At 70.3% G+C, this 20,278-nt stretch carries 16 protein-coding genes and 3 pseudogenes; 12 read left to right on the top strand and 7 right to left on the bottom strand.

The annotated features are described in order from the left end of the window. Positions 1–67 precede the first annotated feature (67 nt). From ACZ49J_RS02875 to ACZ49J_RS02895, 5 genes are all read left to right on the top strand, one after another. Positions 68–1,498 (top strand): amidase, encoded by a 1,431-nt coding sequence (locus ACZ49J_RS02875; protein ID WP_467447469.1) that lies wholly within the window; start codon positions 68–70, stop codon positions 1,496–1,498. After that, positions 1,495–2,526, top strand: a complete 1,032-nt coding sequence (locus ACZ49J_RS02880) for an ABC transporter permease (protein ID WP_467447470.1) — start codon at positions 1,495–1,497, stop codon at positions 2,524–2,526. The genes ACZ49J_RS02875 and ACZ49J_RS02880 overlap by 4 nt, the downstream gene beginning before the upstream one ends. After that, positions 2,516–4,417, top strand: coding sequence for a dipeptide/oligopeptide/nickel ABC transporter permease/ATP-binding protein (locus tag ACZ49J_RS02885; protein WP_467447471.1), 1,902 nt, complete (start codon positions 2,516–2,518; stop codon positions 4,415–4,417). Before ACZ49J_RS02880 ends, ACZ49J_RS02885 begins: the two co-directional genes overlap by 11 nt. Continuing rightward, positions 4,417–5,241 (top strand): ABC transporter ATP-binding protein, encoded by an 825-nt coding sequence (locus tag ACZ49J_RS02890; protein WP_467447472.1) that lies wholly within the window; start codon positions 4,417–4,419, stop codon positions 5,239–5,241. Before ACZ49J_RS02885 ends, ACZ49J_RS02890 begins: the two co-directional genes overlap by 1 nt. A 273-nt stretch (positions 5,242–5,514) precedes the next feature. Beyond that, positions 5,515–6,417, top strand: coding sequence for a PfkB family carbohydrate kinase (locus ACZ49J_RS02895; protein WP_467447691.1), 903 nt, complete (start codon positions 5,515–5,517; stop codon positions 6,415–6,417). Here ACZ49J_RS02895 and ACZ49J_RS02900 read toward each other — a convergent pair. Beyond that, a pseudogene (locus ACZ49J_RS02900) lies at positions 6,363–6,890 on the bottom strand (IS701 family transposase); the annotation flags it as partial. The gene ACZ49J_RS02895 and the pseudogene ACZ49J_RS02900 sit on opposite strands and share 55 nt — an antisense overlap. Positions 6,891–7,029: 139 nt before the next feature. Next, positions 7,030–7,152 (bottom strand): annotated as a pseudogene (locus tag ACZ49J_RS02905) (nuclear transport factor 2 family protein); the annotation flags it as partial. Positions 7,153–7,185: 33 nt separating this feature from the next. On the opposite strand from ACZ49J_RS02905, the gene ACZ49J_RS02910 reads away from it, so the two are divergent. The 3 genes and pseudogenes from ACZ49J_RS02910 (at position 7,186) to ACZ49J_RS02920 (ending at position 9,666) form a co-directional block, all read left to right on the top strand. Then, a complete protein-coding gene (locus tag ACZ49J_RS02910) occupies positions 7,186–7,563 on the top strand; it encodes a hypothetical protein (RefSeq protein WP_467447473.1) in 378 nt (125 codons plus the stop codon). Between the two features lie 43 nt (positions 7,564–7,606). Then, entirely contained in the window at positions 7,607–8,467 is an 861-nt protein-coding gene (locus ACZ49J_RS02915) for an SGNH/GDSL hydrolase family protein (RefSeq protein ID WP_467447475.1), read from the top strand. 100 nt (positions 8,468–8,567) lie between these two features. Further along, positions 8,568–9,666 (top strand): annotated as a pseudogene (locus ACZ49J_RS02920) (IS701 family transposase). Between the two features lie 206 nt (positions 9,667–9,872). On the opposite strand, the gene ACZ49J_RS02925 reads toward ACZ49J_RS02920, so the two are convergent. After that, positions 9,873–12,092 (bottom strand): MMPL family transporter, encoded by a 2,220-nt coding sequence (locus ACZ49J_RS02925; RefSeq protein ID WP_467447476.1) that lies wholly within the window; start codon positions 12,090–12,092, stop codon positions 9,873–9,875. Between the two features lie 280 nt (positions 12,093–12,372). Between ACZ49J_RS02925 and ACZ49J_RS02930 the strand changes: the two genes are divergently transcribed. Further along, on the top strand, positions 12,373–12,993 hold the full coding sequence (locus tag ACZ49J_RS02930; protein ID WP_467447477.1) for an FAD-dependent oxidoreductase: 621 nt from the start codon (positions 12,373–12,375) through the stop codon (positions 12,991–12,993). A 30-nt stretch (positions 12,994–13,023) separates the two neighbouring features. Here ACZ49J_RS02930 and ACZ49J_RS02935 read toward each other — a convergent pair whose 3' ends face one another. From ACZ49J_RS02935 to ACZ49J_RS02945, 3 genes are all read right to left on the bottom strand, one after another. After that, complete coding sequence (locus ACZ49J_RS02935) at positions 13,024–13,647, bottom strand: TetR/AcrR family transcriptional regulator (RefSeq protein ID WP_467447478.1); 624 nt, start codon at positions 13,645–13,647, stop codon at positions 13,024–13,026. A gap of 381 nt (positions 13,648–14,028) precedes the next feature. Then, positions 14,029–15,459, bottom strand: a complete 1,431-nt coding sequence (locus tag ACZ49J_RS02940) for a glycoside hydrolase family 43 protein (protein WP_467447479.1) — start codon at positions 15,457–15,459, stop codon at positions 14,029–14,031. A 50-nt stretch (positions 15,460–15,509) separates the two neighbouring features. Beyond that, positions 15,510–15,857 carry a hypothetical protein gene (locus ACZ49J_RS02945; RefSeq protein WP_467447480.1) on the bottom strand — a complete coding sequence of 116 codons (348 nt, stop codon included), beginning with the start codon at positions 15,855–15,857 and terminating at the stop codon, positions 15,510–15,512. Between the two features lie 24 nt (positions 15,858–15,881). Between ACZ49J_RS02945 and ACZ49J_RS02950 the strand changes: the two genes are divergently transcribed. After that, positions 15,882–16,043 carry a hypothetical protein gene (locus ACZ49J_RS02950; RefSeq protein WP_467447482.1) on the top strand — a complete coding sequence of 54 codons (162 nt, stop codon included), beginning with the start codon at positions 15,882–15,884 and terminating at the stop codon, positions 16,041–16,043. 200 nt (positions 16,044–16,243) lie between these two features. Then, the gene (locus tag ACZ49J_RS02955; RefSeq protein WP_467447483.1) at positions 16,244–17,827 is read left to right on the top strand and encodes a sigma-70 family RNA polymerase sigma factor; all 1,584 of its coding nucleotides are present in this window, start codon (positions 16,244–16,246) and stop codon (positions 17,825–17,827) included. A gap of 43 nt (positions 17,828–17,870) precedes the next feature. On the opposite strand, the gene ACZ49J_RS02960 is transcribed toward ACZ49J_RS02955, so the two are convergent. After that, on the bottom strand, positions 17,871–18,590 hold the full coding sequence (locus ACZ49J_RS02960; RefSeq protein WP_467447484.1) for a hypothetical protein: 720 nt from the start codon (positions 18,588–18,590) through the stop codon (positions 17,871–17,873). 324 nt (positions 18,591–18,914) lie between these two features. Here ACZ49J_RS02960 and ACZ49J_RS02965 point away from each other — a divergent pair, with 324 nt between their 5' ends. Next, positions 18,915–20,228 (top strand): ABC transporter substrate-binding protein, encoded by a 1,314-nt coding sequence (locus ACZ49J_RS02965; RefSeq protein WP_467447485.1) that lies wholly within the window; start codon positions 18,915–18,917, stop codon positions 20,226–20,228. Positions 20,229–20,278: the final 50 nt, after the last annotated feature.

Here is a 20,278-nt window from a genome sequence, read left to right on the forward strand (position 1 = left end):
AGATTCCCCGCGCGGTTCCGGCACCCCGCACCCGAGACCCTCGCACCTTTCCGACAGGAGCCCCCTGGTGATCGACCCCTTCAGCACCGCCCAGCAGATCGCCGACCTCGTGCGCACGAAAGAGGTCAGCCCCGTGGAGGTGGCCGAGACCTATCTCGACCGCATCGAGCGGATCAACCCCGTGGTCAACGCCGTCGTCTGGCTCGACACCGAAACCGTGCGCGCGGCGGCCGTCGAGGCCGAGCGGGCGGTGCTCCGCGGCGAACCGCTCGGCCCGCTGCACGGCGTCCCCGTCCCCATCAAGGACCTCAGCTCCCTCGCGGGGCAACCCAACACGATGTCCTCACTGGCCATCCGGGACACCCCGCAGACCACCACGGACCCCGACGTCCAGCTCCTCCTCGACGCCGGCGCGATCCCCCTCGGCCGGACCAACTCGCCGGAGTTCGGTGCTCTGACCGTCTCCGAGAACGCCCGGCACGGCAAGACGCGCAACCCGTGGAACCCGGCGCACACCTCCGGCGGGTCGAGCGGCGGCGCGTCGGCGGCCGTCGCGGCCGGGCTCGCCCCGGTGGCACACGCCGGCGACGGCGGCGGATCGATCCGGGTCCCGGCGTCCGTCACCGGACTCGTGGGCCTCAAACCGAGCCGGGGACGCGTGCCCGCGTTCGTCCGGGCCTGGGAACACTCGACCACCGAAGGCGCGATCACCCGCACCGTGCACGACGCGGCCCTCATGCTCGACGTCATGGGCCGTGCCGACCGGCTCGCCTGGTACAGCGCGCCCGAGCCGGAGCGCCCGTACATCGAGGAGGTCGGTGCCGATCCCGGGCGGCTGCGGATCGGCCTGCTCCTCGAGCCGCCGACCGGGCTGCCGGTCGACGAGGAGTGCCGCACGGCGGCGCTGACGGCCGCGCAGGCACTGCGCGACCTGGGGCACGACGTCGTCGAGGCCCGTCCGAAGATGTTCTCGTACGAGGCGATCATGGGCTTCACCTGGACGATCATCAGTGCCTCCACCTACGCCATCGAGGTCGACGATCCCGACGCGGTGGACCCCTACATCCGGCGCCGCCGGGAAACCGCCCTCGAGATCACCGCGGGCGACTACGCCCGGACGGCGGCACGCCTGCAGGCCGAGTCACGCGAGGTGGTCGCCCAGTGGGGCCGGGACTTCGACGTCCTCCTCACCCCGACCACGGCGGTCGTGGCGCCACCGGTCGGCCCCGTGTACGACGAGGCGAACTCCGACCCGGACGGCCCGCGGGAAACCGAGACCCGGATGGTCTCGTTCACCGCGTTCGTCAACATCGCCGGGCTGCCCGCCATCTCGCTGCCCGTCCACACGACCGCGGACGGCCTGCCGGTCGGTGCGCAACTCGTCGGCGCTCCCTACGACGAGGCGACGCTGCTGCGGCTCTCGGCCCAGCTCGAACCGCGGTTCCGCTGGCACGAGCGGCGCCCCGACGACGCGGCGCTCGTGGCGGCGGCGCTGTGAGCGCCGGGGCCGCGGTCCCGACCGGGCCGCTGCCGGCCGCACCCGTCCGGCGCGCTCCCCGGCTGCGGCTGGGCGGTGGCTGGGCCGGGTTCGCCGTCCGCCGGGCGGGCGGGCTGCTGATGTCCATGCTGCTGCTCGTTCTCGTGACGTTCCTCATCGTGCCCCTGCTGCCCGGGGACCCGGCCCGCGCGATCGCGGGCACCAACTCGTCCCCGGCCACGCTCGCGGCGATACGCGAACGACTGGGCCTCGACGAGCCCCTGGCGACGCGCTTCGTGCACTACCTCGGCGACATCGCGTCCGGACGGCTCGGCACCTCGTTCCGGTTCGACACCCCGGTCGCGGACATCGTCGCGACCCGGCTGCCGTACACCGTCCAGCTCGTCATCCCGGCCGTCCTGCTCTCCCTGGTCATCGCCGTCCCGCTGGGCATGACCGTCGGCGTCCTCACCCGTGACGGACGCCGGCGCCGGCTCGGCGTCGGCTTCGGCACGGTCGCCGGGCTCCTCGCCTCGGCGCCGGTCTACGTCGTCGCGACCCTCCTCATCGTCCTGTTCTCGATCAGCCTCGGGCTGCTGCCGTCCGGCGGCGCCACGACACCGAGCGCGCTCGTCCTGCCGATCGCCGCGCTCTGCATCGGCCCGGCCTTCGCCATCGCCCGGGTCGTCCGGCAGGAGACGGCCTCGGTGCTCGCCCAGGACTACATGAGGACCGCTCGCGGCCACCGCCTGGGATCGGTGCGTCTCCACCTCCGCCACGCGCTGCCCAACCTCGTGACGAGTGTCCTCACCCTGACCGGTCTGGTCCTCACGTCCCTGCTCGGCGGGACGATCATCCTGGAGAACGTCTTCACCTACCCAGGGCTCGGCACCGAGGTCGTCCAGGCGATCATCTACAAGGACTATCCGGTGATCCAGGGCATCATCCTCGTCGTCGGCATGCTCGCCCTGCTCGTCAACCTCCTCGTCGACGTCGTCCTCGGGATCGTCGACCCGCGCACGCTCGAGGGAGGTCGTCGTGGCCACTGAAGCGACCGTGCGTCGATGGCGCCGCAACCCCTCGCTGCTGTCCGGCGCCGTGATCCTCGGACTGCTCCTCGTGGTGGCCCTCGTGGCCCCGCCGCTGCTGAGCGGCTCCGCCGAGACCCTCACCGACGACGCCCGGCTGGGGCCCGGCGCCGGGCATCTCCTCGGCACCGACGCGTTCGGCCGTGACGTCCTCGCCCGGGCGCTCGTCGCGACCCGGCTCACCCTGCTCATGGCCGTCGCCGCCACCGCCGCCTCGTTCGTCGTCGGCGTCGCGATCGGCGCGCTGGTCCACCTGGCACCCGGGTGGCTGCGCGAGACCTGTCTGCGGCTCATCGACTCGGCGGTGGCCTTCCCCTCGCTCGTGCTCGCCCTCGTCGTCGCGGCGGTGCTGGGACCGGGCACGGTGTCCGCGATCGTCGCCATCGCCGTCGCCGGCGTCCCCGGGTTCGCGCGGCTGACGGCGAATCTCGCAGCGACCGTCGCGGACAAGGACTACGTCCTCACCGCGCGCCTGCTCGGCGTGCCCGGCCCGCGCATCCTGGGCCGGCATGTCCTGCCGAACATCAGCGGGCCGCTGCTGGTCCTCCTCAGTTCCAGCTTCACCCTGTCCCTGCTCGACATCAGCAGTCTGTCGTTCGTCGGTCTCGGTGTGCAGAGCCCGCAGTACGACTGGGGCCGGCTGCTCAACGAGGCGCTGCCGTCGATCTTCGCCCAGCCGTCGGTCGTCCTCGCTCCATCGATCATGCTCATCGTCACCGGTGTGGGCGCCATGCTCCTCGGAGACGGCGTGGCCTCACTCGTCGACCCGAGAACCCGCGGCACAGCGCCCGCACCGGCCGGGACGGCGGACGCGGCGGGACCGGCCGCCCCGGCACAGGACGGCGCGGCGCAGGCGTCTTCGCCGTCGGGCGGTCCGGGGGCAGTGGCCGGCACGGAGCCGGACGGCCTGCTGACCGTCGCCGGGCTGACCGTGCGGGCCGGCGACCGGACACTCGTCGACGACGTGTCGTTCACCATCGGGGCCGGCCAGATCGTCGGCCTCGTCGGGGAGTCGGGCTCGGGCAAGTCCACCATCGCCATGGCGGTCGCGGGCCTGCTTCCCGAGGGCGTGCGGGCGAACGCGTCGCGCCTCGCCCTCGGCGACCTCGACCTGCTCGGAACACCGCCGGAGCGACGCCTCGCGACCGAGATCGGCATCGTCTACCAGGACCCGATCGGCACGTTCAACCCCGCGCTCAGGCTCGGCACCCAGCTCACCGAGGTGGCCAGGGTGCATCTGGGGACGCCCCGGCGTCAGGCCGCGCGGGACATGGTCCGCGCCCTGGCCGACATCCACGTCACCGAGCCGGACCGGCGACTGCGCCAGCACCCGCACGAGCTGAGCGGCGGCATGCTGCAGCGCGCCTCAATCGCCTCGGCGATGACGACGAACCCGCGGCTGCTCATCGCGGACGAGCCGACGACGGCCCTCGATGTCACCGTCCAGGCGGAGGTGCTGCGCCAGTTCCGGCGCATCAACCGCGAGCACGGTACGGCGATGCTGTTCATCTCGCACGACATCGGCGTGGTCGGCGTGCTCTGTGACACCGTCCTGGTGCTCCACGGCGGCCGGGTCGTCGACCGGACGACGGGCGAAGACCTGCGCCGGGGGACGGTCACCCACCCGTACACCCGCGCGCTGCTCGCGGCGACGCCCGCCGCGGTCGAGGCCGGCGGAACCCTCAGCGCGGTCCGGTGGACGGCCGACGCGCATGCGGCGCAGCCGAGTGGGGCGCCGTCGGACACCGAAGGCCGCCCCCACGGCCTTTCCGCCGAAGAAGCCGTGGACGGCCCGCACGACCTTTCCGACAAAGCCGCGGACCGCCCACCGGCCGCGGAAGGGAGCCGCTGATGTCCGCCACCGCCACCGCACCGGACCCGCAGGCGGCCGCCCCGCTGCTGCGCGTCGAGGGTCTCACCGTCGAGCTCGGCCACGGCGTCGCGGCCCGCAGGGTGCTCAAGGGAGTCTCGTTCGACATCCCGCGGGGCACCACCCTCGCACTCGTCGGAGAGTCCGGATCGGGCAAGACGACGCTCGCGCGGACACTCGTCGGCGTCCACAGGCCGTCGAGCGGCCGGATCCTCGTGGACGGCGCCCCGCTGCGCACCTCGCGCGGACGGGCGGGAGCCGCGACGGTCCAGATGATCCCGCAGGACCCGTACTCCTCGTTCGACCCGCGGCGCACCGTCGCGCAGTCGCTCGCCGAGGCACTCGATCCGATCCGGGCCAGGGTCAAACCGGTCCGGACCCGGATCGCCGAGCTGCTCAGCCAGGTGAGCCTCGACCCGGACAGCATGGACCGCTACCCGCACGAGTTCTCCGGCGGCCAACGGCAGCGGCTGGCGATCGCACGGGCCCTCGCACCGCGTCCCCGGTTCGTCATCGCCGACGAGATCACCTCGGCCCTCGACCTGACGACCCAGGCCGAGATCCTCAACCTGCTCGCCGATCTGCGCCGCCGGCTCTCGCTGACGATGCTGTTCATCTCGCACGACCTGGCCGTCGTCCGGCACGTCAGCGACACGGTCGCGGTCCTGCTGCACGGGGACCTCGTCGAGCTCGGCCCGACCGGAGCAACGTTCGCCAGGCCGAGCCACCCGTACACCGCTCAACTCCTCGCGTCCGTCCCGGGCGACCCGAGGTTCCGTCTCAACGACGAGCCCGTCAAGATGTGAATCGGACGCTTGCGGCTTCCAGCCCGCCCGCCGGCTCATGCCGGCCGGCGGGCCGTTCGGCGCTGTGGACCTGGACCTCGCCGGTCGTCAGCCCCTTTGCCATGAGGGAGACGGTGTGCCCCATCGGCCGGGTGGGGCACCGGCAGCAGTCTGTGGCAGCCGGCGACGACGAACGGATCGGGCAGCGGCATCTCGGGAAGCCGCATGAATTCGACCGGGCGACAGGAGAAAGAGGCGACCTTGACGGAATCGGTGCGAGGGCCTGTGGCGGCGGTGACGCGGAAGCGCCCTGAAGGTTGGTTCGTCGGTTTGTCCACGCTGGACGTCATCCAGCTCGTCGACCATGTGCCGGGTACCAACGAGAAACTGACGGCTCATGGGCAGGTCGTCGCCGCAGGCGGTCCGGCCGCGAACGCTGCCGCGACCTTCGCGCACTTGGGCGGCGCGGCAACGCTGCTCACCGCGATCGGCTCCCATCCACTGGGGAGCGCTGTCGCGGCGGACCTGGACCGACTGGGTGTGACCGTGGTGGACCTGGCGGCCGACTCGACAGAGCCGCCCGCTGTGTCGTCCATCCTCGTGACTGCGTCCAGCGGGGACCGCGCCGTCGCTTCGACCAATGCGACGGGGTACCGGGCCGCCCCACCCGATGATCTCCACGCGTTGATGGTGACCTGCGACATCGTGGAATTCGACGGACATCACATGGAACTGGCCGTGGCCGCCGCCCACGCCGCGCGTGCCGCCGGGCGTCTGACCCTCCTGGACGGGGGCAGTTGGAAGGACGGCACGGAGAAGCTGCTGCCATCGATCGACGTGGCTGTCTGCTCGGACGACTTCCACCCTCCTGGCACGAGCACCCCGACGGACACCCTGCGGTTCCTGCAGGAACACGGGGTCGGCTGGTCGGCGGTCAGTCGAGGAGGGCAATCCATCGTGTGGACGGGCCCCGACGGCGGGGGCACGGTGGGCGTCCCTGCCGTACGGGTGGCGGACACCCTTGGCGCGGGTGACGTCCTGCACGGGGCCCTCGCCCATCGCCTCGCGACCCACGGCTGCTTGACATCGCAGGGCTTCGTCGAGGCCCTGCGTGGTGCGGCGGCAGTGGCCTCCCGGGCCTGTACATCGTTCGGAACCCGGGCGTGGATGCGGGGAGGTGAGTCGGCGGTGCCGTGAGCCCAGGAGGTGGGCAGATACAACCGCCGGTCGATCAGCGTTCTGCCACGGGCGGTTGCGTAACCGAGGAACACGCCCACCTGGCAGTTCTCCGTTCGCCCGGCTGTGCCGGAGTACTGCCGCTGAACCCCGGCCGAGCGCATCCCCTTCTTCAGGAAGCCGGTGTCGTCCACGATCAGGACGGCATCCCGGTCGCCGAGGTTGTCGACCACGTACCGGCGCACGTCGTCGAGAACCTCATCGGCGTCCCACTCGATCCGGTTCAGCATCCGGTGGATACGGTCCGGGCCCGCATGCCCGGCCTCCTCCGCCAGCGTCCAGCCGTTCTTGCGCTGCAGCGGAGCGATCAGACCCCGCATATAGGCCAGCGCCGACTCCCCCGGCTCCGACCGGTTGAACCGGTGCACGAACCGCTCATGCAGAGCGTCCAGTTCACCCGCCCACAACCTGACATCAGCAAGGTCCCCACCCATGACCGGACCAACGACGGACCTGGCGAGCAGTCAAGTACTGCAACGGTGCTTGTTCTGATTGCTGGGCAGCTCTTCAGGGACTGTGCCCGCGTCGCTTGCAGTGGCTGATGCGGGCTTGGTGTTGCCGCCTTCGCCGCCAGGTGATCGCCTTGCCCGGGTACGGCTTGAAGGCGACCGGGCTGGTGAATACGACGTCGTCGGCCAGAAGGGCGGCCACGGCGTCCAGGTCACCGTTCTCGACGGCCTTGCGGAAGGGGTGCATGATTGACCTCCATATCCAATAAGTTGAGTAGGTATGTTCTCCCTGACGGAGGCTGGACGGGAGGCGGTGCGCGCATACACGGCCGAGCCGCCGGGTCGGCCCGCGGTCATCAGGGACGAGCTGCTGGTCAAGGTGCAGTGCGCGGACGCCGGCGACGTCGAGGCGGTGCGCGCCGCCCTCCTCGAACGCATGGAATGGGCCACGGCCAAGCTGGCCCGCTACGAGAGAATCCGTCAACGACTGCTGGGCGGCCGCTCAGAGGAGGCGTACTTCGCCGAGGCCGAGCGCATCGGCCCGTACCTCACTGTGCTGCGCGGGATGTCGTTCGAGCGGGAGAACCTCCAGTGGGGCGACATGGCGTTGCGCAGGCTCGACCAGCGCACCCAGACCATTACTCAAAAAATTGACTAGAGTGGTGGCTCTTCCGGTCATCGCAATAAGGAGCCAGCCGCTCATGTCAGGCACTGAGACCCGCTATCTGCGCTTCGTGGCCCTGGGCGACAGTCACACAGAAGGGGTCGGCGACGGCGACGATCTGACAGGCCTGCGCGGGTGGGCCGACCGGCTCGCCGAGCACCTGGCTCGCCACAGCCCGCAGCTCCAGTACGCCAATCTCGCCGTACGGGGCCGTCTGGCCGGGCAGGTCCACGCGGAGCAGTTGCCCGCGGCGCTTGCGCTGCGGCCGGACTTCGCGACGGTCGTGGCCGGAGTCAACGACATGCTGCGCCCCCGCTTCGATCCGGATGAGGTGGCCGCGCATCTGGAGGCGATGTTCGCCGCGCTCACCGGCCAGGGGGCGCGCGTGGCGACGCTCACCATTCCCGACATCACGCGCGTTACTCCACTGGCCCGTCCGCTCCGGCCACGTCTTGAGGCGCTGAACCACCGCGTTCGCGCGGCGGCGCACCGGCATGGTGTCGTCGTCGCCGACGTCACCCCGTATCCGGTGGCCACAGATCCACGCCTGTGGAGTCAGGACCGCCTCCACTCGAGCCCACTCGGCCACCAGCGGATCGCGGCGGCGCTCGCTCACTCGCTCAACCTGCCGGACACCGACGACTCCTGGACGCACCCGTTGCCCGTCCTGCCTGTCGGTCGGGCACGATTCTTGCGTACCGCGTCAGCCGAGGTGCGCTGGATCGCCGGATTCCTCGGTCCGTGGATCGGCAGGCGCGCGCGTGGGCGTTCCTCCGGAGACGGTCGCGTGGCCAAACGCCCGGACCTCCTGCCCGTCGGTAGCTCCGGCCAGCACTTCGGCCGTGCCTTCCAGCGTGGACCAGAGCCCTCCGTCGACCTGGCAGACGCCTCGGAGTAGCGAGATCCGCTTGTCCGAGCACGAGTAGCGGTCGGTGCTTGCCCTAGTGCTGCAACGGTGTCTGTCATGACTGCTGGCCAGGTCGGTCGTTGGTGTGGTTATGGGTGGGGACCTTGCTGATGTCAGGTTGTGGGCGGGTGAACCGAGCGCTCTGCATGAGCGGTTCGTGCACGGCTGGACGCTGGCCGAGGAGGCCGGTCACGACGGCCCGGACCGGATCCAGCGGATGCTGAACCGGATCGAGTGGGACGCTGATGAGGTCCTGGACGACGTCCGCGACTACGTCGTGGAACACCTCGGCGACCGGGAGCCGTGCTGATCGTCGACGACACCGGCTTTCTGTAGAAGGGCCTGCGGTCGGCCGGGGTGCAGAGGCAGTACTCCGGAACCGCAAGCCGCACCGAGAACTCCCAGATCGGTGTGTTCCTCGCCTACGCCACCGATCGCGGCCGCACGCTGATCGACCGCCGGCTGTATCTGCCCACGTCGTGGACGGACGACCGGGAACGCTGCCGTCGGGCCGGCATCGGCGACGAGGTCGCGTTCGAGACGAAGGAGGCCGGGCGATGGTCCGCAGGGCCATCGCGGACCGGATCCCGTTCGGCTGGGTGACCGCGGACGCCGCCTACGGTTTCAGCAAGGGTTGGCGGTTCGAACTGGAGCAGGCGGACGTCTTCCATGTCATGGCCACCACCCGGCACGACACCGCCGTCACCCGCTGGGCCATGGACCATCCGGTCCACGACCTGTTCCCCGGTCTGCCGCGGCAGAAGTGGAAGCGCCGTTCCTGCGGCGAGGGAGCCCATGGCCGGTTGATCTATGACTGGGCTCGCGTCGAGGTCCGCCCCTGGCACCGCGAGGACCGCCGGCACTGGGTCCTCGCCCGCCGCAGCGTCAGCCGGCCCGAGGAGGTCTCCTACTACATCGCCTACTGTTCCGCCGACACCACGCTGGACGAACTCATCCGCATCGCGGGCAGCCGCTGGGCTGTCGAGGAGTGCTTCCAGACCGCCAAGCAGGAATGCGGCCTGGACGACTACCAGGTCCGCCGCTACCCGGGCCGGCACCGCCACATGACCCTCGCCATCGCCGCCCACGCCTGCCTGACCGTCCTACGGGCCCGCCAACTGGACACGGAGAAAGCAGAAACGGATCCTCCCAGCTCATCCACCTCAGCCTCGCTGAGATCCGACGACTGATCACTCGCCTCACCCACCGCCGGTCGGCCCCGGTCGACCACATCCTGCACTGGTCAACCTGGCGCCTACGTGGTGCCGCTGTGCGGCCCGGCCGTCAGGAGCGACGACGCCGGCATGTCGGGGAACGCCCCGCTGTCCAGGGGCACCTGCCCGCTGTCGGGGGGGGCAGTGAGCCGGAGCTGCCGGACGAGGATCCGTCCGCCGGGTCACGCGACGCTCTGGGGTTCCTTGTGGTCTGTCGCCGAAGCATGAACCGGAGCCTTCTGGAGGCTGGTCCCTTCGACATCGAGGTCGGGCAGCACCCTGTCCAGCCAGCCCGGTAGCCACCAGGCGCCCCGGCCGGCGAGAGCGAGTACTGCCGGTACGAGCGTCATGCGGACGGCGAAGGCGTCGATGGCCACGCCCACGGCGAGGGCGAACGCGATGGGTTTGATCAGGGAGTCGTCCAGAGGGAAGAACCCGGCGAAGACGGTGAACATGATCAGGGCGGCGGCGGTGACGACCCGCACGCTGTGGCGTGCGCCGTCGACGACCGATTGGCGTGCTCTGCCCGTGTGAGCCCATTCCTCGCGCATGCCGGACACGAGGAACACCTCGTAGTCCATGGCCAGTCCGAACAGCACACCGATCAGGATGATCGGCAGGAAGCTGACGACGGGGCCGCTGTGGGGCACCCCGAGGACGTCGGCCAGCCAGCCCCACTGGAAGACGGCGACGACCAGACCGAGCGAGGCGCCGACCGAGAGCAGGAAGCCGACGGCGGCCTTGACGGGGATGACCAGCGACCGGAAGACGATCATCAGCAGGAGCAGGCTGAGGCCGACGACGATGGCGACGAAGGGCAGCAGGGAGTCGCTGAGCCGGTTGGAGACGTCGATGTTGACGGCGGTGGTACCGGTGACCGCGACGGAGGCGCCGGTCGTGTCACGGATGTCGGGCGCGGCCTCGCGGATGTCGCGGACGAGTTGGTCGGTGCGGACGCTGTCCGGACCGGAGGCGGGCAGGACGGTGATGACGCTCTGTGCCGGGTCGTTGGTGGGCTGGGGTGGCAGGACGGCCTTGACGTTCTCGAGGGTCTGGAGCTTCTGGGCCACCTGCGCGCCGGCCCGTGCGCTCGCGGCAGGCGTGCCGTTCTGGGTCTCGGCCAGGACGAGGAGCGGGCCGTTGAAGCCGGAACCGAACTTGTCGCTGATCGTGTCGTAGGCCTTGCGCTCGGTGGAGGAGTGCGGGGCGGAGCCGTTGTCGGGAAGGGACAGGCGCATGTCCATGGCGGGCAAGGTGAGGGTCGCAAGGATGCCCGCCACCGCGAGCACCGTCAGCAGCGGCTTGGCGATGACCCACTTGGTCCAGCGGGTGCCCATGGTGGTGTGGCCGGTGGACCCCTCGGTGCCGGCGGCCCGCCGGGCGGCGCGGCTACCGGGCTTGGGGGTGAGCCGGGAGCCGGCGAATCCCGCGACGGCGGGGACGAGGGTGATCGCCGCCAGTACGGCGATGAGTACGGCTCCGGCGGCCCCGAGACCCATCGTGGTCAGGAACGGGATGCCGATGATGCTCAGCGCGGCGAGCGCGATGATCACGGTGGCGCCGGCGAAGACCACGGCGCTTCCGGCCGTGCCGGTGGCCAGCGCGATGGATTCCTTCGGGTCGGTTCCGCGGGCCAGTTGCTGTCGGTGGCGCGACAGGATGAACAGCACGTAGTCGATGCCGACGGCCAGGCCCAGCATGAGGGCGAGTGTGACGGCGGTCGAGGAGATGCTGACCACGGGTGCCAGGGCGAGTACCCCGGCCAGTCCGACTGCCACACCGATGAGCGCGGGCACCAGTGCCATGCCCGCGGCCAGCAGCGAGCCGAACGTCACGACGAGGACCAGCAGTGCCACGGCCACGCCGATGATCTCCGACGGGCCGACGTGGACGCCGTTGCTGCTGTAGACGGAGCCGCCCACCGAGGTCTTCAGCCCGTCCTTCTCCGCTGCCTCGGCCGTCTTCTCGATCGCGTTCACGGATGAGGTGCGGACCTGAGCGTTCTGGACGGGGTACTGGACCTGGACGATCGCCGTGGTCCGGTCGGCCGAGACGGCGCCGGAGGCACGGGGGTCGACGACCTCGCTGACCTGGGGAGCCTTCTTGGCCTCCGCCACGGTCCGGGCGATGGCCGCGGCGTAGGGGGCTTCGGTGACCTGGTGGTCCCTGGGGGCCGTGAAGACGATCTGCGCGCTGGCACCCGAGGCTTCCGGGAGGGTCTTGCTCAGGCTGTCCAGCGCACGCTGCGACTCGGTGCCGGGCACCGAGAAGCGGTGGTCGAGCTTGCCGCTGAAGACGCTGACGCAGGTGATGAGCGCGGCCAGGACGAAGAGCCACAGGCCCAGGACGAGCTTTCGGTGCCGGTAGGCGCTGTGACCCAGACGGTGGAGCAGGACGGCCATGACGAACTCCCTACGACGGCGGGGATCCCCGCACCCGGGCAGCGGACGTGGGCGGGGGAAGCGGAGGGCACAGGGTCGGACTCCGGCCGCGTGGCGGCAGCCGCGCGACCGGTCGGAGCCGATGGGTGCCTCGTTCGGTGCGACCGACTTTATCACTTGCTCAAGTCGTCCGACCGAGTCATCCGACTGCCGCCTGCGTCACCATTGCCATGGCGTCGGCTCAATGGCGTTGTCGTGCGATTGGAACGCCTGACATTGTCAACTGATCAGGTCGCACGGTATGGTGTTTCACCGACCGCTTCCCCGCTGTGAGCCGAGGAGTCACCACACCTGGCTTCCCGGATCGTCTGGGACCCACTGCCGCCGCAGGACCAGCTGTTCCAGCGGCTGCTCATGGGTTTCCTCGGCGGCGGGCAATGGCGCAAGTGGGCGCACCCGCCCGGTGGGCGAGCGCCGCGGCGCGGTGCTGCACTCCTTCGCCCAGGTCGTCGGCGAGCGGGCCTTCGGCGCCGTCGACTACGTCGAGCAGGGCTGGACCGCCGGGCAATGGACCCGGGGCGGCCCGACGTCCGTCGCCGCCCCCGGGGTGCGTACCGAGTACGGGGAGTGGATGGGGCGGAAGTTCGGTCGCGTGCACTGGGCGGGGTCCGAGTTCTCCCCTTGCTGGAACGGCTTCATGGACGGCGCGGCCCGCTCCGGTTCCAGCCGGCCCCGGCGCGGCCGGCAGGGAGGCCACGCGGACGACCTACAAGGTGGAATACGTCATCGGCCTCGGCCCCCTGGGGCTCGTACTCGACTGGATACAGCAGCCGGGCATGCGCGCGAACATGCGTACCTCGATGGCCGACCTGAACCCCCTGACCCCGCCCGAGACGCCCAGCGCGCGCGACCAGTGCTGTGACCGGCAGGGTTCACCGGCTCGCGAACCATGTCAGCTCGAAGGAACGGACACCAGGTCCAGCCGACCGCCGGCCATGGCCACCACGGCGGATACGAAGGCCTGCAGGCAGGTGTGCTCGGCCTCCTCGTCGGGGTGGGAGAGGTGTTGCATCGTGAGCCCGTCGAAGCCGGCGAGGAAGAACCGCGCAATCGTTTCCGCAGGCTGGGCAAGGGCCAGGCCGGTGCGCTCGGCCGCTTCGGTCACCAGCCTCGCCGTCACCTCGGTCACGCCCCGACAGTGGCTCTCCAGGGCGTCGCTCAGGGCGGGGGAGCGGAGCGCGAACATGGTCAGTTCCATGAGCAGCTGATGATTGGCGGGCTGCTCGCGCACCGTACGCCACAGGGCGGCTGCAAGTGTGCCGGCCGTTTCCTCGAAGCCGGCGTCGGCCGGTGCGGCCTGCTCGACCTGAGTGATCAAATCCTGCGTGAGCTGTTCCATGACGGCGCGGTACAGCCCTTCCTTCGTGCCGAAGATGTAATGCACCGTGGCCTGAGCAACCCCCAGCTCGGCGGCGATGGCACGGGTGCTTCCGGCCGCGACTCCTTCCCTGGTCATGAAGTCGATGGCCGCTTTGATCAGTTGAGGGCGGCGCTCGGCCGCGGGAACGTGAGCCATGACCGCATCATAACGACTTAGTCCCACGATCAAGTCATCTGAACAAGTCAGCCGCGGACGCGCTGGGCGCGCGGCGATGCGCGTCGCGGGCGCCCTCGCGGGCATGGCCGCTGCGCCGAACCGGCCGTTTGCCAGGCGCCCCGCCGTGCCACGCCTCACCGGGCGCCCAGAACCCCGAAAGCACAGCACCCCGAAAGCACAGCACCCCCCTGGTCGTGAGCACGTCACCCCGGTCCTCTGCGTCGTTGACCAGCGCCTCCAAGTCCGGTTCAGGCTTTCCGCAGGTTGCGCCATGGTCGTCACGGCGCAGTGGGACACGGCGCCCACGCAAGGGGATGCCGGCGCTCCCGCGGAGGCGCCGGAATCCCTGTCGGTGTCGGGTCAGTTCGTCACGCGGAAGGTGGCGTCGCTGCGTCCTGTCGCGGTGGTGATGGGGTCGAGGCGCAGTTGGTAGGCGTAGTGGCGGATGTAGCGGTCGGGGTGGTTGTAGGACTGGAAGGAGGACCAGGTGGAGTCGGCGAGCCCGGCGACCTGGCGGAAGGTGGCGTCCGCGGCGAACTGGCTGCTGCCGTCGTTGTAGGCGAGCTGGAAGTCGTAGTTGGAGTGCCGCAGGAAGTAGCCGGGGTAGTTCACGGACTCGAAGGAGACGGTTCCCGAACCCGCCAGGCCGGGCCGCAGCCGGAACTTGGCGTCCTCGCTGGTGATGTTCTGGTCGATGCGCACGTCGAAGTTGGCGTGCCGCACGTAGCGGTCCTGGAAGTTGTACGACTGGAGTCGCTGGGCCGGGGTGTTGGGCCAGCGGGCGAGCACGCGGGACTCCTCGGCGGCCGTCAGGTTCAGGATCGAACCGTGACGCTTCTTCGTCCCGCCCATGTTGTAGCTGCCCGACGCCGGAATCCGGTAGGTGCCGGGGGCGGAGGGGTTGGCCGTCGTGACCGGCAGGTACCCGCGCCCCGAGGCGTACTGGTCGAGGTAGAGGGTCCACTCGTTGCGGTCCCGGAACTTCATCCACATCGGGCCTTCCACCTGGGCACCGGTCAGGCCGATGCCGGAGAGGTTGCCGAGGTTGGTCCAGGTGCCGAGGATCGAGTTGCTGCCTTCGAGGGTGATCTGGCCGTCGCCGGAGGCCCGCACGTAGCGGTAGTTGCCCACACCGGCCGGCACCTCGACGATCTGGGTGTCGATGAGCTCCTGGGTGCCGGGGCGGTCGATGTAGATCTGCGGGGTGGTGATGGTGCGGAAGTCGCTGGTGCGGGCGTAGAAGATACGGTGCTTCGTCGCGCCGTTGAGGGGCACGTTCGTCGCCCAGTACAGGACGTAGTCGTTGGTCGCCGGGTTCCAGATCGCCTCCGGCGCCCAGGCGTTGCGCCCGTCGGGGATCGCGCCGGCGACGTTCAGCAGCCACGGCTGCGACCAGGTGACCAGGTCCGTGGACTCCCACACCACAAGGTTGCGGCTGCCGTCGTTGATGGACTGACTCCACGTCTGCCCGCAGCCGATGCACAGGTCGGTCGCGATGATCCAGTACTTGTCGCCGTTCGGGGAGCGGACCAGTGCGGGGTCGCGCACCCCGCGCGTGCCGACCGTGGAGCGCAGGGCCATTCCCCCGCCGTTGAGGTCATTCCAGTGCAGGCCGTCCGCGCTGTGCGAGAAGTAGATCTGCTGCCCGGTCGACCCCTCCCCGATGAAGTGCGTCATCAGGTAGCCGGGGTCGGCGGCGGCCGCCCGCTCGGGTGCGGCCAGTGCCTGGGAGGCGAAGAGCAGGCAGGCGGCGACCAGTATCGCCGCGACTCGGGTGAGAACCCTTGGCATGTGCGTTTCCTGTCTTTCTGCGGGTGCCGGGACGGGCGGAAAGCGGAGTGTCAGGCGCGTGGCCACTGGAAGCCGGCGGCTGTGCGGCAGGTGTGCTGTTCGAGCGTGGCCAGGTCCGCGGTCGGGGCGCCGACGACGTTGACGCACCTGCCGCTGTGGCGGGCTCTGAGCCGGTGACAGCCGTTGGCCGTGACCCACACGGACCGCTGGTCGTGCCGAAGGAGCAGGGGTACCGGATCGATGCCTGTGCCGTTGGCGGAACTGACGAGCGGGTTCGGGGGCGTCGTGGTGGCCGCCTGCGCGACGGGGGCGCCCGGCCCCGTCCCGGCCGTCGCGCCGTCGGCGAGGACGGCGAGCGCCGCCGCCGCGGCGAACGGCCGGCGGACGATCTGTTCCACACCGCAGAGGCGGGAGCAATGCTCATGACAGAGACACCCTTGTTTCATGTCGCGGAGCGGAAGTGGAGACGAGCCGAACAGGCCCGGCAGGCAGGCCTGGTGTTCGATATGCCGGACATTGTTCGCGAATTCGGCGAAAAGTTAGAGCGAGGTAAAGCGCGTGTCAAGAGAGGTGAAGACAGCTGAAGCAGCGTTGCCTCGGTCTGTCCTCGGGACGGGACCGTGCGCACAGGAGACGCACCAGCTCGTCTCGCATAACGGAAAACAGGGAACGGGCGAAGGTGCGGGGCGGCACCTGAGAAGCGACCCACGCAAATCCGCCGACTTCGCTCTGGCACACTGTCGCCCTCGACACATCGGCACGGCCACGGGACAGGTGGGGCGGGGTGCGCTCGCGGGACACGCAACGACAGCCGGACGTCGCCGTCGTCATGGCGGCGCGGGCCGGGGACCGGCAGGCCTCGGAACAGCTGGTACGGGACAGTCTGCCGTTGGTCTACAACATCGTCGGGCGGGCGCTGGACGGGCACAGCGACGTCGACGACGTGGTCCAGGAGACGATGATGCGGGTCCTGGAGGGGCTGCCCGGACTGGAGCAACCGGATCGGTTCCGGTCCTGGCTCGTCGCCATCACCGTGCGACAGATCCGTGACCGGTGGCGCAGGGGGCGCACCTGGCTCACTGCCGAACCCTTGGCGGAGAACGTTCACGAAACAGACCCGCAGGCCGACTTCTCCGACCTGACCATTCTTCGGCTTGCGCTGTCGGGCCAGCGGCGGGAAGCGGTGGAGGCGACCCGCTGGCTGGAGGACGAGGAACGCGAGGTGCTCGCGCTGTGGTGGATGGAGAGCGCCGGTGAACTGACCCGCGGCGAGCTGTCGGCGGCCTGCGGCCTCGCACCGCAGCATGCCGCGGTCCGGATCCAGCGGGTCAAGGAACGGCTGGAGACGGCACGCAGGGTCGTGAGAGCCGTAACGGCCTCGCCGCGCTGCCCGGACCTGGCCGCCGTGCTCGCCTCGTGGGACGGGCGGCCGTCCGGGCTGTGGCGCAAGCGGCTGGCGCGCCACGTCCGCGACTGTCCGCAGTGCCTGTTGAGCTCGTCCGACCTGATACCGGCCGAGGGGCTGCTGGCCGACCTCGCGCTGGTGCCGGTGCCGGTCGGCCTGACCGGCCTGGTGCTGGCCAGGGCGCTGGGGGCGGACTCGGCCGGGGCGGCCGTCGGCACGGGCACGGGCACGGGCACGGGTATGGCGAGCGGTGCAAGCCGCACGGTGCGGACGATCGGCAGGCCGGCCGCCAAGCCCGCGGTGATCGCGGCCGCAGGTGCCGTCACGCTCGCGGCTGCCGGAGTGGCCTGGTACACCGTCATGGGATCGCCCGAGCCGGCTCCGCGGCCCGCCGTCGCCGCCCCGCTCGCCCAGGAGCCGGCCGCCCCGTCCGTGCAGCCGTCCCCGAGAACATCCGCCAGGGGGACACCGACACCCACACCGACACCGACGCCGACAGCGTCCCCGGCGACGACCGCTGAGGCGCGGTTCTCGGGGCAGCATGCCCTACGGTCGGTCGACAGCTCCGGCGACTACGTGAGCCAGTCCGGTCGACTCGGCATCCTGGACCCGGTCGGCGCCGGCAGCTCCGCGGCCACCCGGGAGGCGGCCACCTTCACCTTCGTTCCCGGCCTGGCCGACCCCCGCTGCTACTCACTCAGGGACGCCACGGGCAGGTATCTGCGGCACTACGCCTTCCGCATCCGGCTGGACACCGACGACGGATCCGTCATCTTCCAGAAGGACGCCACCTTCTGCCTCCGTTCCGGCTCCACGGCCGGTTCGGTCTCGCTGGAGTCGTACAACTACCCCGGCCGCTACCTCCGCCACCGGGACAACCTCCAGCTGTGGCTCGACCCTTCGGAGAACACGGCCGCGTACCGGGCCAGCCGCTCCTTCGTCCTCGTGGCGCCCTGGACCTGACCCTGAATGGCAGTGGTATACCAGGCTGTGGCACACCCTGTGCTCAGGAAGTGCCGTCCACGGGTACGGGTTCCACGGGTACGGGTTCGGTGAACTGGTCGAACAGCATGACGGCGACCCGTGTGACGAGGGACCAGTTCTCGTCCCCGTGCGGGTCCGCCAGGTCCCCGAAGCCGGCGATCCACCGCATGTGGAAGCCGTCCAGCAGGGACGCGATGCTGGTGGCGAGTTGATCCACCCGGTAGGGCGCGCGCATGCGCAGTCCGTAGGTGTCGAGCAGGGCCTGGTACGCCTCGCAGGCCACCGTCGTGAACGATTCGCCGTAGTGCCCGAGGGCCTCGCGCACGCGGGGGTTCGCGGCACTGGCGTAGAAGCCGAGCATCACCCGGTAGATCGGGTCCACCCGGTGGTTCCTGTGGTTGTCGGTCAGTACGTCGTTGAGGGCTTCCTGCCAGGTGATGCCCTTATCGACGGCTTCCTCGAAGCGCCGGATGCTGTCGGGCAGATTCGGTACCAGTTCCGCCTGCCGGGAGGTGAGGTGGAACAACAGCTCGGCCTGGAAGTCGGCCTGGGCCGGCCAGATCTGGTAGATCGATCCCGTGGTGACCGCCGGCGCCGACTCGTCGCCGAGCCGGTCCCGGATGATGCGGGTGGCCTCTTCCGTCACCTGCTTGACCCGCACGTGGGCCAGTGCGGCGGAGACCGCGGCCTCGCTGGTGTCGGCGGTTCCCGCGCAGACGAGTTTGGTCGCCGCTTCCAGCATGAGGCCCCGGGTCTCCTCGAGTGAGCGCCGAGGCAGTCTGCGCCTTCCGGCTTGCGTCGTCACACCCTCCCCCTTCCCTGCGTGATCGTTAAATCGAAGTGAACCGAGGCGTTGACAGGGGGTAAGAGTACACCTAGATTCCCGGTTCGTAAGAAAGTTACGAAACCTCGGGAAGGCCGTCTGAACAGGCCTTTCCGGGTGCTCTGAGCCGCCCTTCGCGCTGGTCGCTCCGTGCGCTCCAGGTCCCGGCCGGCCCGTCACAACTCCCCGTTCCGCATGCCCTCCGGCATGCGCTCCCCTTCGCTCCGCCCACGGAGGTCTCGTATGCCTACCCATCCGCGTGTCCGAAGACTGGGCCTCATCGCCTCCCTCCTGGTGCCCGCCCTGGGCCTCACCGCCTGCAGTGGCGCGCAGAGCCCGGGCTCGGCCTCGGCCGGCGGTGCCGCGGCCGACTCGTCAGCCGCCGCGGACAACCGCCCGTCGGCCGCCGTGGTGACCGACTATCAGAGTTACGTGGGAGGCAAGGCAGGCAAGGCCGACTCCGGCCTGTCCCCGATCACGCTCGGCTGGGTGAACGTCGAGGGCGGCCCCGGCGGCAGCCCCGAGGCGACCCTGGGCGCCAAGGCGGCCGTTCGGTACGTCAACGAGAAGCTGGGCGGCATCGGCGGCCACCCGCTGCGGCTGAACGTCTGCACGGTGGTCTCCGCCGAGGAGGAGGGACAGAAGTGCGGCCAGCAACTGCTCGGTGACAAGGACGTCTCCGCCATCGGCCTCGGCAATCTGTACCTGGGCGACGCCTCCTTCAACTCCGTGGTGGCGGGCAAGAAGCCGGTTCTGGTCGGCGTGGCGACGGGGCCCACCCTGCCCACGGCGAAGAACACCTACAGCACCTTCGGCGACCTGCCGCACATCTTCGGCACCTGGGGCACGTACTCGCGTGACGTCCTCAAGGCGAAGACGGCGGCGGTCATCCACACGAACACCCCCGGCGACAAGATCGCTTCGAGCGCGGCGGTCAAGGGACTCAAGGCCGCCGGTCTCACCGTCAAGTCGGTCGGCTTCGACGCGCAGGCCACGGACCTGATCGGCCCGGTCACCGCGGCCGGCGCCAACTCCGCCGATGTCATCGTGCCCATCACGATCGGCTCCGGGTGTGTCGGAGTCGCCAAGGCACTCAAGCAACTCGGCATCGACAAGCCCGTGGTGTCCACGCCCCTGTGCATGTCACCGGACGTGGCCAAGGGCCTGGGCGGTGACCTGCCCACCTGGACGTACGGCGTCGCCCAGACGCTGCCGACCGACACCTCGGCCGCCGACTCCAAGGCGTTCCTGGAGGCATCCGGCAAGGTGGGGCTGGACAAGGCCACCGCGTCCCAGGTCTTCGCGCCCCTGGGCTGGAGCACGATCCTGACGTACGCCAAGGCGCTCAACGCCGTGGGAGCCGACAAGATCACCCCGGCGGCCGTCTCCGCGCAGCTGAAGAAGTTCACCGGGCCGGTCGTCATGGGCGCCGCGGAGGTCAAGTGCGCCAAGTACCCGGACGCTCCCGCGGTCTGCAACGACCAGGCGCGGTTCTACCAGTACAAGGGCAAGGGTGCCTTCAAGCCGCTGACCGACTGGCTCCGCCCGCCCCGGTGACCCGCCATCCCTCCGTCCGCCCGGGTCCCGTACCGCCCGCGGCAGACCTT

This window comes from Streptomyces sp. NPDC030840 (assembly GCF_055572015.1).

Excerpts from the sequence above, each read along its gene's own strand:
- ACZ49J_RS02890 (WP_467447472.1), top strand. The coding sequence starts at position 4,417 with ATGTCCGCCACCGCCACCGCACCGGACCCGCAGGCGGCCGCCCCGCTG.
- ACZ49J_RS02910 (WP_467447473.1), top strand. The coding sequence starts at position 7,186 with ATGTTCTCCCTGACGGAGGCTGGACGGGAGGCGGTGCGCGCATACACG.
- ACZ49J_RS02915 (WP_467447475.1), top strand. The coding sequence starts at position 7,607 with ATGTCAGGCACTGAGACCCGCTATCTGCGCTTCGTGGCCCTGGGCGAC.
- ACZ49J_RS02925 (WP_467447476.1), bottom strand. The coding sequence starts at position 12,092 with ATGGCCGTCCTGCTCCACCGTCTGGGTCACAGCGCCTACCGGCACCGA.
- ACZ49J_RS02930 (WP_467447477.1), top strand. The coding sequence starts at position 12,373 with ATGGTGTTTCACCGACCGCTTCCCCGCTGTGAGCCGAGGAGTCACCAC.
- ACZ49J_RS02935 (WP_467447478.1), bottom strand. The coding sequence starts at position 13,647 with ATGGCTCACGTTCCCGCGGCCGAGCGCCGCCCTCAACTGATCAAAGCG.
- ACZ49J_RS02940 (WP_467447479.1), bottom strand. The coding sequence starts at position 15,459 with ATGCCAAGGGTTCTCACCCGAGTCGCGGCGATACTGGTCGCCGCCTGC.
- ACZ49J_RS02950 (WP_467447482.1), top strand. The coding sequence starts at position 15,882 with ATGACAGAGACACCCTTGTTTCATGTCGCGGAGCGGAAGTGGAGACGA.
- ACZ49J_RS02960 (WP_467447484.1), bottom strand. The coding sequence starts at position 18,590 with ATGCTGGAAGCGGCGACCAAACTCGTCTGCGCGGGAACCGCCGACACC.
- ACZ49J_RS02965 (WP_467447485.1), top strand. The coding sequence starts at position 18,915 with ATGCCTACCCATCCGCGTGTCCGAAGACTGGGCCTCATCGCCTCCCTC.